Origin of the sequence: Vibrio cincinnatiensis (assembly GCF_022113815.1) — a bacterium.
Classification (GTDB): domain Bacteria; phylum Pseudomonadota; class Gammaproteobacteria; order Enterobacterales; family Vibrionaceae; genus Vibrio; species Vibrio cincinnatiensis_A.
In genome coordinates, this window is sequence record NZ_SGOM01000001.1 from 600,628 (window position 1) to 615,930 (window position 15,303).

14 protein-coding genes and 1 pseudogene are annotated in these 15,303 nt (G+C 43.7%); 9 read left to right on the forward strand and 6 right to left on the reverse strand.

Annotated elements, in window-relative coordinates; genetic code table 11:
• The first annotated feature begins 2 nt into the window (after positions 1–2).
• Together EXA13_RS02835 and EXA13_RS02840 are read left to right on the forward strand one after the other, a co-directional pair.
• A complete protein-coding gene (locus tag EXA13_RS02835; RefSeq protein WP_238131770.1) occupies positions 3–1,166 on the forward strand; it encodes an ABC transporter permease in 1,164 nt (387 codons plus the stop codon).
• Positions 1,153–2,301, forward strand: a complete 1,149-nt coding sequence (locus tag EXA13_RS02840; RefSeq protein ID WP_238131771.1) for an ABC transporter permease — start codon at positions 1,153–1,155, stop codon at positions 2,299–2,301. The genes EXA13_RS02835 and EXA13_RS02840 overlap by 14 nt, the downstream gene beginning before the upstream one ends.
• Before the next feature lie 3 nt (positions 2,302–2,304).
• Here EXA13_RS02840 and EXA13_RS02845 read toward each other — a convergent pair whose 3' ends face one another.
• Entirely contained in the window at positions 2,305–2,679 is a 375-nt protein-coding gene (locus tag EXA13_RS02845) for an AAA family ATPase (protein WP_238131772.1), read from the reverse strand.
• 264 nt (positions 2,680–2,943) lie between these two features.
• Between EXA13_RS02845 and metA the strand changes: the two genes are divergently transcribed.
• Positions 2,944–3,885, forward strand: coding sequence for a homoserine O-acetyltransferase MetA (metA, locus tag EXA13_RS02850; RefSeq protein WP_238131773.1), 942 nt, complete (start codon positions 2,944–2,946; stop codon positions 3,883–3,885).
• A gap of 159 nt (positions 3,886–4,044) precedes the next feature.
• Positions 4,045–4,758 (forward strand): type IV pilus biogenesis/stability protein PilW, encoded by a 714-nt coding sequence (gene pilW / locus EXA13_RS02855; RefSeq protein WP_238131774.1) that lies wholly within the window; start codon positions 4,045–4,047, stop codon positions 4,756–4,758.
• Between the two features lie 2 nt (positions 4,759–4,760).
• Here the strand turns inward: pilW and EXA13_RS02860 are convergent, their stop codons facing one another.
• Both EXA13_RS02860 and EXA13_RS02865 read right to left on the reverse strand, forming a co-directional pair.
• Entirely contained in the window at positions 4,761–4,985 is a 225-nt protein-coding gene (locus EXA13_RS02860) for a hypothetical protein (RefSeq protein WP_238131830.1), read from the reverse strand.
• 175 nt (positions 4,986–5,160) lie between these two features.
• Positions 5,161–5,658 (reverse strand): M48 metallopeptidase family protein, encoded by a 498-nt coding sequence (locus EXA13_RS02865; protein ID WP_238131775.1) that lies wholly within the window; start codon positions 5,656–5,658, stop codon positions 5,161–5,163.
• 156 nt (positions 5,659–5,814) lie between these two features.
• Between EXA13_RS02865 and EXA13_RS02870 the strand changes: the two genes are divergently transcribed.
• Complete coding sequence (locus EXA13_RS02870; RefSeq protein ID WP_238131776.1) at positions 5,815–6,048, forward strand: glutaredoxin family protein; 234 nt, start codon at positions 5,815–5,817, stop codon at positions 6,046–6,048.
• A 1-nt stretch (position 6,049) separates the two neighbouring features.
• Here EXA13_RS02870 and EXA13_RS02875 read toward each other — a convergent pair whose 3' ends face one another.
• Positions 6,050–6,919, reverse strand: a complete 870-nt coding sequence (locus tag EXA13_RS02875) for a LysR family transcriptional regulator (RefSeq protein ID WP_238131777.1) — start codon at positions 6,917–6,919, stop codon at positions 6,050–6,052.
• 110 nt (positions 6,920–7,029) lie between these two features.
• On the opposite strand from EXA13_RS02875, the pseudogene EXA13_RS02880 reads away from it, so the two are divergent.
• The 4 genes and pseudogenes from EXA13_RS02880 to EXA13_RS02895 all read left to right on the forward strand — a co-directional run bounded on the left by EXA13_RS02880 (position 7,030) and on the right by EXA13_RS02895 (position 10,075).
• Positions 7,030–8,229, forward strand: a pseudogene (locus tag EXA13_RS02880) (MFS transporter).
• Between the two features lie 55 nt (positions 8,230–8,284).
• The gene (locus tag EXA13_RS02885; RefSeq protein WP_238131831.1) at positions 8,285–8,845 is read left to right on the forward strand and encodes a DUF1415 domain-containing protein; all 561 of its coding nucleotides are present in this window, start codon (positions 8,285–8,287) and stop codon (positions 8,843–8,845) included.
• Positions 8,846–8,944: 99 nt separating this feature from the next.
• Positions 8,945–9,295, forward strand: a complete 351-nt coding sequence (locus EXA13_RS02890) for a DUF2750 domain-containing protein (RefSeq protein ID WP_238131778.1) — start codon at positions 8,945–8,947, stop codon at positions 9,293–9,295.
• A 204-nt stretch (positions 9,296–9,499) separates the two neighbouring features.
• On the forward strand, positions 9,500–10,075 hold the full coding sequence (locus EXA13_RS02895; RefSeq protein WP_238131779.1) for a nucleoside triphosphate pyrophosphohydrolase family protein: 576 nt from the start codon (positions 9,500–9,502) through the stop codon (positions 10,073–10,075).
• A 71-nt stretch (positions 10,076–10,146) separates the two neighbouring features.
• On the opposite strand, the gene EXA13_RS02900 is transcribed toward EXA13_RS02895, so the two are convergent.
• Together EXA13_RS02900 and EXA13_RS02905 are read right to left on the reverse strand one after the other, a co-directional pair.
• Positions 10,147–12,021: a PhoX family protein gene (locus EXA13_RS02900; RefSeq protein ID WP_238131780.1), complete on the reverse strand. Its 1,875-nt coding sequence runs from the start codon at positions 12,019–12,021 to the stop codon at positions 10,147–10,149.
• A 201-nt stretch (positions 12,022–12,222) separates the two neighbouring features.
• Positions 12,223–15,297: an efflux RND transporter permease subunit gene (locus tag EXA13_RS02905; protein WP_238131781.1), complete on the reverse strand. Its 3,075-nt coding sequence runs from the start codon at positions 15,295–15,297 to the stop codon at positions 12,223–12,225.
• Positions 15,298–15,303: the final 6 nt, after the last annotated feature.

Here is a 15,303-nt window from a genome sequence, read left to right on the forward strand (position 1 = left end):
TCATGCGTAATCCCCTACCCTCACAATGGCAGTTATTACGTCACGACCACTGGTTACTCTCTTGCCTAACATGGGTTCCGCTTCTTGTCGGAGCCCTGCTCTGGTGGATATTCTCGCAAGGCGTCTTACAAAACTTACCCGTTGGTGTGGTTGACTTATCGCACAGTCAGCTCTCTCGGCAATTAACCCGTCATTTGGATGCCACTTCAACCCTTTCTGTCACACGACAGTATCAAACGGTTGCTCAAGCGAAGGAAGAGTTAATCTCTAGCCAAATCTACGCTTATGTGATTATCCCGGATCAATTTGATAAAAAGATATACCGAGGAGAACAACCCAAAGTAACGACGTTTTACAATAGTCAGTACATATTAGTTGGGCGTTTGATTAATTCTGCGATCCTTCAGGCTCAAGGAACCTTGAATGCTCAAATAGAAGGGATGAAAACCTTAACTAAAGGTAGCCAAACATCGCTCAGTGCAATGGGAAGAGCCGTTCCCGTTCGCACCCAAATGACCCCGCTATTTAATCGAAACAATAACTACACCCAGTTTTTAGTTTCAGCAGCCGTGCCTGCCGTTTGGCAAATATTTATTGTCGTCACCACGATTATGATTTTAACGGCAAACTATCGAGAGTATGGCTTGAACCGCTGGCTAAACGATCGACCTCTTCGGCATTTAATCGCCACTCTCGCACCCTACTCGGTTATATTCCTTCTCCAAGGCGTCATTTTTCTCGTCTGCTTTTATCGCTTTATGCAATGGCCTATACATGGCAGCCTACCGGTGATCATCTTTGCTCAGGCGATTACAGTGATAGCTTGCATCATTATGGGCGGTGTTTTCTATTTTCTGACCCTTGATCCTGCACGAGCAATGAGCTTCGCCGGTGCTTTCACAGCCCCAAGCTTTGCCTTTATGGGGGTCACTTTTCCGGCCTCAGATATGAATAACCTTGCTTTGATTTGGCGGAGCTTATTACCGATTAGCCATTATATTGAGGTACAGCTAACTCAGATCAACTATGGCTTAAGTGCTATCCAATCTTTACAGCACCTAATACCTATGGTGGGTTATCTTATTCCACTTTGGATCACTCTTGCTTTGATCCGTAAGCATCAGAGCAAAGAAACACAATCAGGGGGTGCTCATGACCTTGTTTGAACTATTTAAAGCTGAATTAAAAGCTTTACTGACGAACCCTGTGGTTATGCTCACCATGATCGGTGGTGTTGTCTTTTACTCTTTTCTTTACCCTTTACCGTATAGTCAACAAACCCCAAGAGAACTCCCTATCACCGTAGTTAACTTGGATAAAAGTCAAACCAGCTATCAACTTGAGCGTATGGTCGATGCCACACCGCAGGTCCATGTGGTTCAGCGAGATCACTCCATTGAAGAAGCCAAACAAGCTTTCCTTAAGGGTGATGTTAGCGGCATTTTAGTGATTCCCGAGCACTTCTATAAAGATCTACTGCTAGGAAAAAGCCCAACATTAGCTTATGCCGGAGATGCAGCGTACTTTCTTGTTTATGGCACCATCGTTGAAGGTTTAGCTCAAGCGGGAGGAACTCTAGCTGCCAAAGCAAAAATATCCCGCCTAATAGTAGAGGGGGAACCATTAAGTATTGCTCTTGGCCACGCCTCCTCATTACAGTCAAACCAGAAACCCACATTTAACCCTCGTATGGGATACATTGATTACGTCGTGCCCGCCGTGTTTGTGCTTATTTTACAACAAACCTTAGTCATGGCTTCTGGTCTAATGGTTGGGACACAAAAGCAAGGCAATGGTTATTGGAGCCGAGTTTCCCCACTTCGCTTAATTTTAATGCGTAGTCTCATCTTTGCTGTCTGCTACTACTTATTAAGTATGTACTACTTCGGCGCTAGTTTTAGCCGATTAGGCATCACTATGTTAGCAAACCCCGTCGAACTTCTGACATTACTGTTACCGTTTTTACTCAGTGCTTGTTTTGTCGGTATCTGGCTTGGAGCCTTAGCACCAAGACGTGAGTTGGTGACCATGTTAGTTTTATTAAGCTCTTTACCGTTAGCGTTTTCAGCTGGCTTTATCTGGCCAATTGAGGCACTTCCAGCCCCTATCACATGGATAGCAAGCTTATTTCCAAGCACCCCAGGAATACAAGGCTTTTTAGCGTTAAACCAAATGGGGGCGGATTGGCAACAAATCGCACTTCAATGGACACTCCTTTGGCTACAAACCTTAGGATGGGGATATCTGGCTTGGTGGCAATTTAAACGAACGGGCAAAGGCGCTCTCGCTCACAGAGATTAATCTTTACTCCTGCCACTGTTTGCGCATACGAGCCACAGTGGCAGCATCCACATGGTGGATATTATCAAACGATCCACGACAAACTCGTATCACTAATTGAGCATGATACTTTCGTGCTAAATATCGATAAGCCTCCATCTCCCATTGCCGAACAAACGTATTGGCCACTACTACGCTCTCTCCTTTTGCTAACCAATATTCCGTCTGCTGCTGACACCACAAATGGGCCTGTGAAATAGCGTTAGGACGATAGCAATACTCTCCCTGATCATTGATAAAATACATATCTGCTTCGATATGTTTTCCTGGCAATTTTCTCGCAAGCGTGGATTTTCCGGAGCCAGGTAACCCACGAATTAAGGTCAATGACAAAACCATAAGTAAGCCTATTATATCCCTTTTCTCTTTCTACTTCACGCCACTGTGATATTGCTTACCGAGTAATAGCATCATCTATAGTCATCAGGATAAATGTACAAGCGACCAACGGAGTATCCGTCTATCTGGGTATTGATGTGTATTGAAATTTAGGTAAACGAGTTAATTTAAACGATAACGGTAGTTAACTATCGACTTTCTTAATCAGTTAAGCTATAAGTCTAGAAGTATAGACGTCCAAGTACAATGCTTAGGGAGAAAGCTGTGCCTATTAAAATTCCCGATCAATTACCAGCCACCGATGTATTGCGTAAAGAGAATATCTTTATCATGGCTGAGTCTCGCGCTTCAACGCAAGAAATCCGACCATTAAAAGTTCTTCTGTTGAACCTGATGCCTAAAAAAATCGAGACTGAAACACAATTTTTGCGCCTATTATCCAACTCTCCACTTCAAGTGGATATCGAACTGCTTCGGATTGATGATCGCCCAAGTAAAAATACACCCGAGGAGCATCTCAACGCCTTCTACCGTCAGTTTGAGATGGTTCGACACCGTAATTTTGACGGGTTAATTATTACGGGTGCACCTTTAGGCCTCGTGCAGTTTAAAGACGTCGCTTATTGGGATCACTTACAACATATCATGGCATGGGCAAAAGACCATGTCACCTCTACGCTATATGTTTGCTGGGCCGCTCAAGCAGCACTGAAACTCCTTTATAACCTACCAAAACAAACGCGGGATGAAAAACTGTCTGGTGTTTATCACCATGATATCCATCAACCTTTTCATCCGTTACTACGTGGGTTTGATGATACGTTTCTTGCCCCGCATTCTCGCTATGCTGATTTTGATGCTAATTACTTAGCACAACATACCGATTTAGATCTCCTCGCAACGTCGGAGGTCGCCGGGGTCTACTTAGCCTCAACCAAAGACAAACGCCATGTTTTTGTTACAGGCCACCCAGAGTATGATGCTTATACTCTTCATCAAGAATACGTTCGGGATCTAGCCGAAGGACTACAGCCCCCTATCCCAGTGAATTATTATCCTAATGATAATCCGGATAATCCACCGAGAGCCAGTTGGCGTAGCCATGGGCATTTGCTGTTTTCTAACTGGCTCAATTACTGTGTTTACCAACAAACTCCTTACGATCTTGAGCACTTTAGTGAAGATAGGTTCACGAAAGACGATTAACCCTTTCTCACGTATCCAAAGCGGCGATCTGCCCTTTGGATACATTAAGATTGCCAACTGACTCGCATTGTTTTTCCCCCACCATTCTCGGGCGACCTGATTTATCTATCATGCTTTCTATACCAAAATTCGGCTTGAGTTCGGTTAGGGAGAAACGTAATGAAATATGTGTTGGCATTAAGCCTATCTATAGGCTTAACAGGCTGTGTCACCATCACAGAAAACGAACAAGCGGAATCGGTAAGCAACCCGATTGAAATGGCCGAATCACGAATAGAGCTTGGGCTAGGCTATTTAAAAAATGGCAATCGCGTAAAAGCCCGTCAAAATTTACAAATCGCCATGCAGCATGCCCCTCATTACTATCGCGCTCAACTGTCAATGGCACATTACCTAGAAACTGTAGGAGAAAATAAAGCCGCAACTGAACTTTATCAAAATGCACTGCGTGATAATCCGCGTAATGGAAATGTACTCAATAATTACGGTACTTTTTTATGTAAACAAGGAGAGTATGCGAAAGCCGATCAATTTTTTATGCGCGCAGTAAAACAACCCTACTACTACCTGATCCCTGCCAGTTACGAAAACGCGGCATTTTGTGCTTTAAAATCCAATGATACCCCCAAAGCCAAACAGTATTTTAAACGAGTGTTGGATCATGATCCCACACGAGTGAACTCATTACTGCAACTTGCCAAACTGCAAATGGATGATAATGAACTCACTCAAGCGCGTATTCATTTGATGCAATTGCACCAACAGTATGGATACCAAAAAGCCTCATTGCAGCTCTTGATTGAGCTGGAACAACGAGCTGGCAATAGCGCATTAGAGAACAAATATCAGGCCTTATTAGATAATCTCTCTTAAGGTTATTTTTTGATATTAGTCGGACGACCATTTTTACCGCCTTTACGATCTCGGTAATGAATTCTACGCCGACGTTTAACATTTTTAGCTCGTTGAATTTTCAGATATTCTCGATAACCGATTCGAATAAACAGAATCAGGCCAATGAGGAGTAACAGACTAAATACCGTCATAAAAGGCTTACAAAGCCACTCAGGCTGGCATGGTAGATAGAAATCAAAATCCATATCCATATCGCCCCCTTATCTCACGTTGACTATGCATGACCTCTAATAACAATATCGGCTAAATTTTCCTGATCTTGAGAGAAAAAGTTATTAGATTGGCATGCTTATCTGGTTTTACTGTGATTAACGACAGTATATATGGAAACCGCCTTAAAATCCGCTCGTCATCAAGCAGCTATGCTCTTAACTCAAGCACCATCATATACAAACGAGCATCCAACTCCAGTTGGTGGTAGTTCGGTTCCATATGACAACACAATTGGTAAAAAGCCTTATTGTGATCTTTCTCGCGTAGGTGAGCAAGCTCATGAACCACCAGCATTCGTAATAATGCTTCCGGGGCCTCTTTAAAAACACTAGCAATTCGAATCTCATTTTTCGTCTTAATTTTGCTGCCATGCACACGGGAAACATAGCTGTGTAAACCTAACGCATTATTAATGAGATGAATTTTTCCGTCATACACCACTTTACTAATAGGGGCCGTTTTTTTCATGTAATGGTTTTTAATCGCCATAGTATAAGCAAATAATGCCTTTTCACTTTGAATATCATGCCGTTGTGGGTAACGCTGCTCAAACCAAGGCACTAACTGCTCTTTCTCAATTAATTGCTCAACCTGTTCAATAATAGGTTCCGGATATCCTTGAATATATTTTAATAGAGACTGCATAACCCTACCTCATGCCCTGCGCCCTTTTAGATGAATGCGTTTGGCTAAATATCATGAAGCGCTCAGTCTAGCGGAAAGCGAAAAACGATTCATCGCTGATTGCATCCCTACGGCTCAAAAGCTAAAATTCGCCTTTTTCTATCATCGAGTTTAACTATGAAACGTGTTGTTCTTTACGTAAAAGATAAATGCCCCCACTGCAAAAGTGCTCAGCAATACTTAGATGCAAAGGGAATAAAATACCGCTTATGTAACGCAAAAATGGAACGAGGCCGAAAAGAACTGGACGCTTTAGGAGCTCGTAGTGTTCCTGTGTTGAAAATTGCCGATCGGCTTATGATTGGATGGAATGCCAGCAACTTTGAACGCATCTACCACAGCAAGGGCTAAACTAGGTATACTGTTTCACAAACTCGATAAACGTTCTGTCAGCATTAGAAAGGTAAGCATCTTTACGCCATGCCAGCGCCAAATCGAGCCACACCGGAGGATGAAAAGGAATCGCCCTGACTTCAGGTTCATTATCTGTCACTAATTCGAGTAAGGCCGTAATCGCATATTCTTGTTTAACAATGCTGAGAATCATAGGCAATAGATTAGTTTCAAAAGAAATATTTGCTTTATGCTGGTGTTTTTTACAAACATGATCGATAAATTCCCGATGGAAATATCCCGGTTTAAACATCACTAATTCATGCGAAAAAAATTGCTGAAAATCAATCACCGTCTGCTTACCCAGTTCGTGCTTAGGGCCAACCACTGCGACCATTTGGGAAGAAAGTAACGGATCAACCTCTAAATCATCCGGCACATCTTGATTTAAAATCACACCAATATCCAACTCACCAGACAATAACATTTTTCGGATAGATTGAGTTCCAGCATCAATCACCGTCATTTTCAGCTGTGGGAAATGGCTTTTAAATGCCATCACAATTTGAGGAAAAAAATAGCTTCCCATCATACTAGGAGCCCCGAGGCGAACCTCTCCTTTGACTAGACCTTTTAATTCATCTATTGCTAATTGTGCATCTTCTATTTGCTGATAAATGCGCTTAGCATGTTCCAGCAATACTTGCCCTTCATGGGTCAAGGTGACTTTGCGATCATCTCGCTTAAAAAGAGTCACACCTAGCTGTTGCTCAAACTTCTTAATTGAAATACTGAGTGCTGGTTGTGCAATATGCAGTTGCTGCGCTGCATGAGTAAAATTTTTCCACTCTGCTACGGCCAAAAAATGTTTTAAATGACGCGTTTCCATTGACCATAACCAATATATATCACAACCATATTTTTAATATATTTTATTAATCAAAAGAATACTGTTACTTTGATCACATCAGCAGCTACGCTCAACATGGATGAGTTTCTATGATTGAATTACACAGCCCACAATATCGTCAAGTTACCTTCGCTTTAGCGTTTGGCTCCTTTCTGGTTTTCTGTAATTTATACCTTTTCCAACCAATGCTGCCCTATTTAGCACAGCATTTCGTTGTGTCCGAAACGCACATTAACTGGTTATTCGCTGCATCGACCCTAGCTCTCTCGATCAGCCTAGTGCCTTGGGCAATCGGTTCTGAATCCTTTGGTCGTCGCCAAGTCATGCTATTTGGGCTATTCGCTATGCCATTGATTGGAGTACTGATGCTGATCAGCGCGCACTTATGGATTTTGGTCTTAACCCGAGCACTTATGGGGATTGCATTAGCGGCATTTGCTTCGGTCGCGGTGGCTTATATGGTAGAAGAACTCTCCCCCCAAGCGTTTAACAAAGCCATTGGTGGTTATATTGCGGCGAACTCTCTTGGTGGAATCAGTGGACGAATTGCGGGAGGGTTACTGACCGATACATTGGGCTGGCAATCAGCCGTCCTTTCGATGGCCCTCTTTACGTTGTGTGGCGCCATACTTGTTTTTCTCCTTCTACCAAAACAGCAACATTTCACGCCTCAAAAAGGTATGTTCTTCCATCATAATAAAGCCATGGTTCGGCATTTAACCAATCGTAACCTTTGGCTCGCCATGCTCATTGGGGCAACCAATTTCGCGCTGTTTGTTAATCTTTATTCCGTCATGGGTTTTCGCTTAGTCGCAAAACCTTACTCTCTTCCTATTGGTTTAGCCTCTTTCATTTTCCTCTGTTATTTAGCGGGAACGCTCAGCTCTAAACTAACCAGTCATTGGACACAGCGGTTTGATCCTGTGCTCGGCATGGCGGTGGGAGGCCTACTCAGTATGCTTGGAATGTGGCTGGCTAACGTCGAATCCATCCTATTTATGTTACTGGGGCTAAGCTTAATAAGCTTTGGGGCCTTCTTCACTCATACACTGGCCTACGCCTAGGTAAGCCAGAAGGCAACACAGGCAAAAGCAACGGCGACAGCGCTGTATCTCGTCCACTATTATGTGGGTGGCAGTTTAGGTGGGTTCTATCTGCTCTATTGCTGGCAGCACGGTGGCTGGAAAATGGTGACGCTGGGCGGCTCAGTTATCTACGGCGTACTCTTTAGCTTATGTTGGGCTCTCAAGCATCAGCGCACAAGAAGCACCACCGTCTTCAACTTATAAATCAGCCCATTAACGTGCTAGAATGACACTCTATACAAATAATAAGCGCCGTCCAATGAGCTCAACGACCAACCAACAAACCATCACTCAAGAAGTAAATCAATGGCTGAATGACGTAGTGATCGGGCTAAACCTTTGCCCCTTCGCAGCCAAACCTCAGCGTAATAAGCAGATAAAAATTCACGTCAGCCAAGCACAAAGCGAAGAGGAACTTTTGCAAGACATTTTGGACCAACTCCTTGAGCTCGATACCAAAGACCCCGAAGAATTAGAGACAACTTTAGTCGCGATTCCTAACCTACTCCATGATTTTACGGACTATAACTTTTTCATTGACTGGGTTGAAGCACTGATCCGCCAGCAAGATTGGGAAGGTATTTTCCAAGTTGCCACCTTTCACCCAGACTACTGTTTTGCCGGTACGCAACCTGACGATGATGAAAATCTAACCAACCGTTCGCCTTATCCTATTTTTCATCTCATTCGTGAGGAAAGCATGGAAAAAGTGCTCAAACATTATCCAAACCCGGAATTCATTCCTGACGTCAACATTAAGCGAGTTTGTCAGCTAACCGATCAGCAACGCAAAGCACTATTCCCCTTTTTATTCCGCTAAAATCTCAAGGGTAAAGGGGGAGATCGCATCATAAATCTTAATGGGATTTACCCCTTGGAAATGCTACCCTAGCCGCGTCATTCTTAGTGAGAGAATAAAATGAGCAAATTAACGGCAGATGTGCAAGCTAACCTAGACCTTTTCATTAACGAGTCGAAAGAAAACCAATTGGTTTGGGGGCTACGTAACGAAGAAGGTTGGCTCTCTTGTGAATCAACAGAATTTGAAGACAGTGAAGTAATGCCTTTCTGGTCCAGAAAAGAAGATGCCCAATTACATAATGTAGAAGAGTGGGCAGATTTCGATGTTTTAGAAATTCCACTCGATATTTTCGTTGAAGATTGGCTGATCACCTTAGCAGAAGACGGTGTTTTAGTTGGAACCAATTGGAATGCTAACCTTGAAGGTAAAGAGTTGGAGCCAGCAGAGCTGGCAAAACTCTACCTATAGATCAAAATGCCATCGGCAGAACTTCTGAACCTTTATGTCGTCATTCTCATTCACAATACACATGCCGATTAGGAATGACGTCTCTCAGCTTTCTTCTTCCATGGCTGCTTTCTAAATGTAACCATAACAATGCTTGCTTATCCTCCTCATCCATAACGGCAAGCTTGTTCGAATATTTTTTTATTTTACGATATGGATTAGAACATGCACTTATCTAAGCTGACTCAAGAAATTTATCACCACCTTTATCACGATATCAGTGAGTTTCGCAGTACCTTTGATCTTCCTGTGGCCGCTCCAACCAGCTTAGATGCACAGGCAGATACGTTACATACTTCTTTAGCGATTGAAGAGCTGACTGAATTGGCTGAAGCCGATAATAAAGTCGAACAAGCAGATGCGATTGTAGACAGTGTATACGTTTTGATGGGACGCCTCGTTCACCTTGGTCACAAGCAGGTGAATGATAATATTGCCATCAGTTATCTTATTGATTTACTTCTTAATGTCGCCGCTAACCGTGGTATCGATTTTCTTCCATGTTGGGATGAAGTACACAGTTCAAACATGAGCAAAGTGTGCCGTAGTGAACAAGAATTTGCTGACACGGTCGAATTCTATGCCAAACAAGGCATTAAGCTGATAGCGGTTCCAAAAGGCGATTATATTATCGCCAAATGTGCTGAAGATGTGGTAATGGAAGGGAAAACCATTCGCCAAGGAAAAGTACTCAAATCCGTTTACTACCGTCCTGCTGATTTAGTCTCACTGACACAATAATTCGCGGATATCTTCTAAAAAATATCCCAAGACAGGTCGCTTGGGATATTGATACATGAAGACTGACGAATTTATGCGCCGATAACACCACCGTTTTCACGGGTGATCATCATAATCGTTGACCGTGGTTTGCTATTCGCTCCAGCAGGAAAGTGAGAAGGAGCACCATCTTCCCCCGGGTGTTGAACACCCACAAACATCGTTTTGTGATCAGGAGAAAAGGCTAATCCTGTGATCTCACAAGCAACAGGCCCAGTCAAGAAACGTTTGATTTCCCCTGTGATCGGATCGCCACACAACATCTGGTTATTCCCTTGTCCAGCAAAATCTCCTTGATTGGAGTAGTTTCCATCGGTTTGAATCCATAACCTTCCCGCTTGATCAAAACCAATGCCATCTGGGCTATTAAACATGTTTTCAGCGAATATGTTTTGACTTCCAGCGTATAAAGTCCCTTTATGAACTGTCGGGTTGCCCGCTAACAGATACAGATCCCAAGCAAAATGTTCACTGGTGTGATCGCCATGTGCGGGCATCCAACGAACGATCTGACCATAGTGATTTTTCGCTCTTGGGTTTGGACCACCGATTGGCTGACCTTCTTTACCGCGATTCTTATTGTTAGTTAATGTGCAGAATACATGTTTATTCTCTGGATGAATCGCGACCCATTCCGGTCTATCCATGGTCGTTGCGCCAACCTGTGTTGCTGCACGTCGAGCAAAAATCAATACTTCCGCTTGATCGTTAAAACCATTGTCAGGAGTTAATCCATTTTTTCCCCAGGTCAATTCAATCCAACGTCCGATACCTTTAAGCGTATCTTCTTCCATTTCAAATTGAGCAACATACAAGGTACCTTGCTCAAGAAGTTGGCGATTGGCCGCATCATTACCCGGTTGATAGCGATCTTTAGAGACGAATTTATAGAGATGCTCTCCTCGCTCATCATCTCCTAAATACACAACCGCATGCCCATCTTTATTGATTGTTAATGCCGCATTCTCATGTTTAAAACGCCCAAGTGCCGTTCGTTTCAGTGGCGTTGATTGTGGATTATGTGGATCAATTTCTACGACCCATCCAAAACGATTGGCCTCGTTGGGGTGTTTGGTAATATCAAAACGCTCATCATATTTATGCCATTGATAATGGCTGGGAGAAGCAGAAAGACCATAACGTTTTTGGTCTGCATTCAGTTCCGCTTTTTTATCACTCCCAAAGAAATCATCAAAGTTCTCTTCACACGTGAGATACGTTCCCCATGGCGTCTGTCCATTAGCACAGTTATTAAACGTTCCCAGCACGTTGGTACCAGAAGTGTCGGCCGCCGTTTTTAATAACGAATGCCCAGCAGCAGGCCCAGTCATTAACATCGGTGTATATGCTGTGATTCGTCGATTTCGAGCACCTTGTCGATCCACCACCCACTGCCCTTTATTTTTGATAATTTCAAACAACGTCACTCCAACCGCTGCTTGTGCTTTTCGCACATCATCCACGGTCATCGATTTTCCTTGATGAGCAAACAAATATTCATAATTGGTGTATTCATTATTGACCGCTAAAACCGCACGCCCATCGCTAATGGGGAAAAGGCTCATTCCATCGGTATTATCACCAAATTGCTGCGCTTGTGCCTGAGATGTCTGCTTACCGCTAGACTCAAACTCTGGCGCATGAGCAAAGATAGGATCGCCCCATGAAATTAAAGGTGTCGCCTTATAGCCTTTAGGCACAATAACGCGATCTTCAATGGATGCTGGAATTGGTTCAAACTTAAGCAGCGATGAAGGGGCTGATGCGGCGACAGCACTCGCAACTGGATTGAGTGCCAGAAAAGCGCCAGCACTCGTCGCTGCACTACCGGCTAAAAAGTGACGTCTCGACAAACGCGCCTCAATCATTTCACTCAATTGCGATGCTTGCTCTTCATTTTTACACATTGGCTGGTTCCTTTACTTTATGATTATTAATTTAATAAATAGCTAACATGAATACCACAAAACCATAACCAGCAAAAATGACGAAGAGATGAACCTTATACTGCTGTCTCATGACACCTTAATGCCTCTTCGCGTAATAATGAACAGCTAAAAAAATGGCCGCATCACAATGATACGGCCATACGCATACTTCTATAATGTTTAGTCTTGTGCGGTCAGAGAATCCACGTGCGGGTTTATATCCTTTGCCAATAGTAGATACATTGCAGGAACAACAAATAAGGTAAATAACGTACCAATTGTCATACCACTGGCAATCACCAACCCCATCGCATACCGAGACCCAGCTCCCGCGCCCGTCGCAATCAATAACGGAATCATCGCCAGTACCGTTGCCGCCGTAGTCATTAAAATGGGCCGCAGACGAATAGCGGTGGCTTGTTCAACTGCATCTCGTTTACTTCTGCCTTCCATTTGTAGTTGGTTAGCAAATTCCACAATTAAAATGCCATGTTTTGCAATCAGCCCCACTAAGGTTAACAGCCCCACTTGAGTATAAATATTAATGCTGGTCAACCCTAAACTGGTAAAGATCAACGCACCACAAACACTCATTGGAACGGTGACCATGATGATAATGGCATTCTTGAATGACTCAAACTGCGCCGCAAGGATCAAGAAAATCACAATCAGTGCAAAGAAGAAGGTGACAACCAACTGTTGCCCTTCACTCTTATACTGACGTGACTGCCCCGCATAATCGACACTAAATCCAGCGGGCAATAACTCCTCAGCAATGGTATCAAGGATATTTAAAGCCTCCCCTAAGGGCACACCGGGGCGAGGAACACCCGATATTTTCACAGCGTTCAACTGCTGAAAACCACGCAAAGCCTGCGGCTGTACCGATTCCGTTAGCGTCACCAATGCTGAAAGAGGCACCAATTCCCCTTGCTTATTTCGAGTGTAATAATTGGTCAGTTGATCTGGATTTAAGCGTTCTTTGCGCTCAACTTGAGGGATCACTCGGTAAGAACGATTATCAAGCGAAAAACGCCCAGTATCAGCGCCTGATAATAAACTGCCTAAATCTGCCGCGATTTGCTGCATAGAAACCCCCATCAATGCTGCTTTTTCTCGGTCCACTTCTACCGTTTGACGTGGGCGATTAATTTTTAAATCGCTATCAACAAAAATAAACCGGCCACTCGCCATTGCTCGCCCCAAGATTTCCTGCACCACTTCTTGAAGTGCTTCAAATGGCTGTGTAGAACCAATGATAAATTCAACCGGTGTCCCGCCCCCTGGAGAAGGCAGTGAAGGTGGCACTAATGCAAAACTGTTTAATGCTGGTTGCTGAGTAAGAAAAGGTTGAATATTGTTTTCCAATACCGCCTGAGTATCCCGCTCTCTTCGCTCCCATGGTGCAAGTACAATCCCTGCGATCGCCGAATTGGTTCCCCCAATTCCATTGATGATAAAGACATTCTCCACTTCTTCGACTTCATCCACCAAACGGTTCAGTTCACCTGTTGCTTGGCTCAATGCGTCCAATGTATGGTAGCTATCACTTTCAAGAATCGAGAAAACAAACCCTTGATCTTCGGCTGGCTCTAATTCAGAAGGACTGGTCACAAATAGAAAATAACAAGAGATAAGTACAATCGAACCAAAGGTGAGCACCACACTTTTACTATCAAGTAAGCTGTGCAATGTACGCTGATAAGCATGGTGTAAACGTTCAAACTGTTTATCTAGCCACTGTTCCAGCGACTTCTCTTTTTCATTATTTGCATCATGAGGTTTGAGAATATAAGCACACATCACCGGAGAAAGCGTTAATGCCACCACACCCGATAAAATCACTGAGGCAGCCAATGTAAAAGCAAATTCCACAAAGAGAACACCTGTCAACCCCCCAACAAATCCTATCGGTAGGAAGACAGCAACCAGCGTTGTGGACATAGTAATGATTGGCCAAGCAAGTTCACGAGCGCCTTGAATCGCCGCTTCAGTACGGCTCTTCCCCTCTTCAATATGGCGATGAATGTTTTCTAACATAATGATGGCATCATCCACTACCACTCCAATTGCCAGCACCATGGCAAGTAGTGTCAGTAGGTTGATAGAAAAGCCCAGTAACCACATTAAGAAAAAAGTCCCGATTAAGGAAACGGGAATAGCGACCGCTGGAATGATGACTGAACGAATAGAACCGAGGAAGGCATAAATAACCAATACCACGATCGCCAAAGCTAAGACGATGGAAATCACCACCTCATCAATCGCATTTTCAATGTATTCAGTGGAATCATAAGCGATATAGGCTGACAAACCTTGGGGAAGCTGGGGAATAATATCTCGGTCCCACACTTGCCGCACCAATTCAATTACATCTAAAGCATTCGCATCAGGAGAAACCTCGATCCCGATAAAGGTTGCGGCTAACCCATTGAAGCTAACCGAACTTTCATAACTTTCGGCACCGAGTTCAACATCCGCTACATCTTCCAAACGAATCACACTCCGGCCATCGCTACCAATAACTAATTGTTTAAATCCTTCGGCATCGCGTAGGTCAGTGGCCGCGGTTAAGTCAATGGCCACCATTTGCCCTTTGGTTCGGCCAAGCGCAGCCAGTACATTATTATTATTCAGTGCTGCAGCAACATCGCTTCCGGTTATCCCATAGGCTGCCATTTTGACGGAATCGAGCCAAATACGCATCGCAAAGGTGCGAGCCCCCAAAATTTCAGCACGCTGAACCCCTGGTAGGGTGGATAGCTGAGGTTCCACCACTCGAACTAAATAATCCGTAATTTGGTTGTCACCCAAGACTTCAGAATAGAAAGATAAATACATCGCCGCGACACTTTCACCCACTTGTAAAGTCACAACGGGCTCACGAGCATTCTCTGGCAGTTCAGAGCGAACCTTATTGACCTGTGCCGCAATCTGCGTCAACGCTTCATTTGGGTCATAATCAAGTCGCAAGTAAGCTTCAATAGTACTGTTGCCTGCCACAGAAGTGGAAACGAGGTAATCAATTCCCTCAGCTGCGGCAATTTCTCTCTCCAATGGTGTGGTAATAAAGCCTTGAATCAAATCCGCGTCAGCCCCAACATAAGTCGTACTGACACTGATCACTGCATTTTGGATCTCTGGAAATTGGCGAACGTTCATATCCATAATAGCTCGTAAGCCTAATAGGAGAATAAACAAGCTCACCACCGATGAAAGAATCGGCTTTTGAATAAACTTATCAGTAAAACGCATGAAAAC

Bases quoted from the DNA above. Each gene is read 5' to 3' on its own strand.
- EXA13_RS02845 (WP_238131772.1), bottom strand. From the start codon at position 2,679: ATGGTTTTGTCATTGACCTTAATTCGTGGGTTACCTGGCTCCGGAAAA.
- EXA13_RS02905 (WP_238131781.1), bottom strand. From the start codon at position 15,297: ATGCGTTTTACTGATAAGTTTATTCAAAAGCCGATTCTTTCATCGGTG.
- EXA13_RS02840 (WP_238131771.1), top strand. From the start codon at position 1,153: ATGACCTTGTTTGAACTATTTAAAGCTGAATTAAAAGCTTTACTGACG.
- EXA13_RS02890 (WP_238131778.1), top strand. From the start codon at position 8,945: ATGAGCAAATTAACGGCAGATGTGCAAGCTAACCTAGACCTTTTCATT.
- EXA13_RS02895 (WP_238131779.1), top strand. From the start codon at position 9,500: ATGCACTTATCTAAGCTGACTCAAGAAATTTATCACCACCTTTATCAC.
- EXA13_RS02835 (WP_238131770.1), top strand. From the start codon at position 3: ATGCGTAATCCCCTACCCTCACAATGGCAGTTATTACGTCACGACCAC.
- EXA13_RS02865 (WP_238131775.1), bottom strand. From the start codon at position 5,658: ATGCAGTCTCTATTAAAATATATTCAAGGATATCCGGAACCTATTATT.
- EXA13_RS02860 (WP_238131830.1), bottom strand. From the start codon at position 4,985: ATGGATTTTGATTTCTATCTACCATGCCAGCCTGAGTGGCTTTGTAAG.
- EXA13_RS02870 (WP_238131776.1), top strand. From the start codon at position 5,815: ATGAAACGTGTTGTTCTTTACGTAAAAGATAAATGCCCCCACTGCAAA.
- pilW (WP_238131774.1), top strand. From the start codon at position 4,045: ATGAAATATGTGTTGGCATTAAGCCTATCTATAGGCTTAACAGGCTGT.
- EXA13_RS02900 (WP_238131780.1), bottom strand. From the start codon at position 12,021: ATGTGTAAAAATGAAGAGCAAGCATCGCAATTGAGTGAAATGATTGAG.
- EXA13_RS02875 (WP_238131777.1), bottom strand. From the start codon at position 6,919: ATGGAAACGCGTCATTTAAAACATTTTTTGGCCGTAGCAGAGTGGAAA.
- EXA13_RS02885 (WP_238131831.1), top strand. From the start codon at position 8,285: ATGAGCTCAACGACCAACCAACAAACCATCACTCAAGAAGTAAATCAA.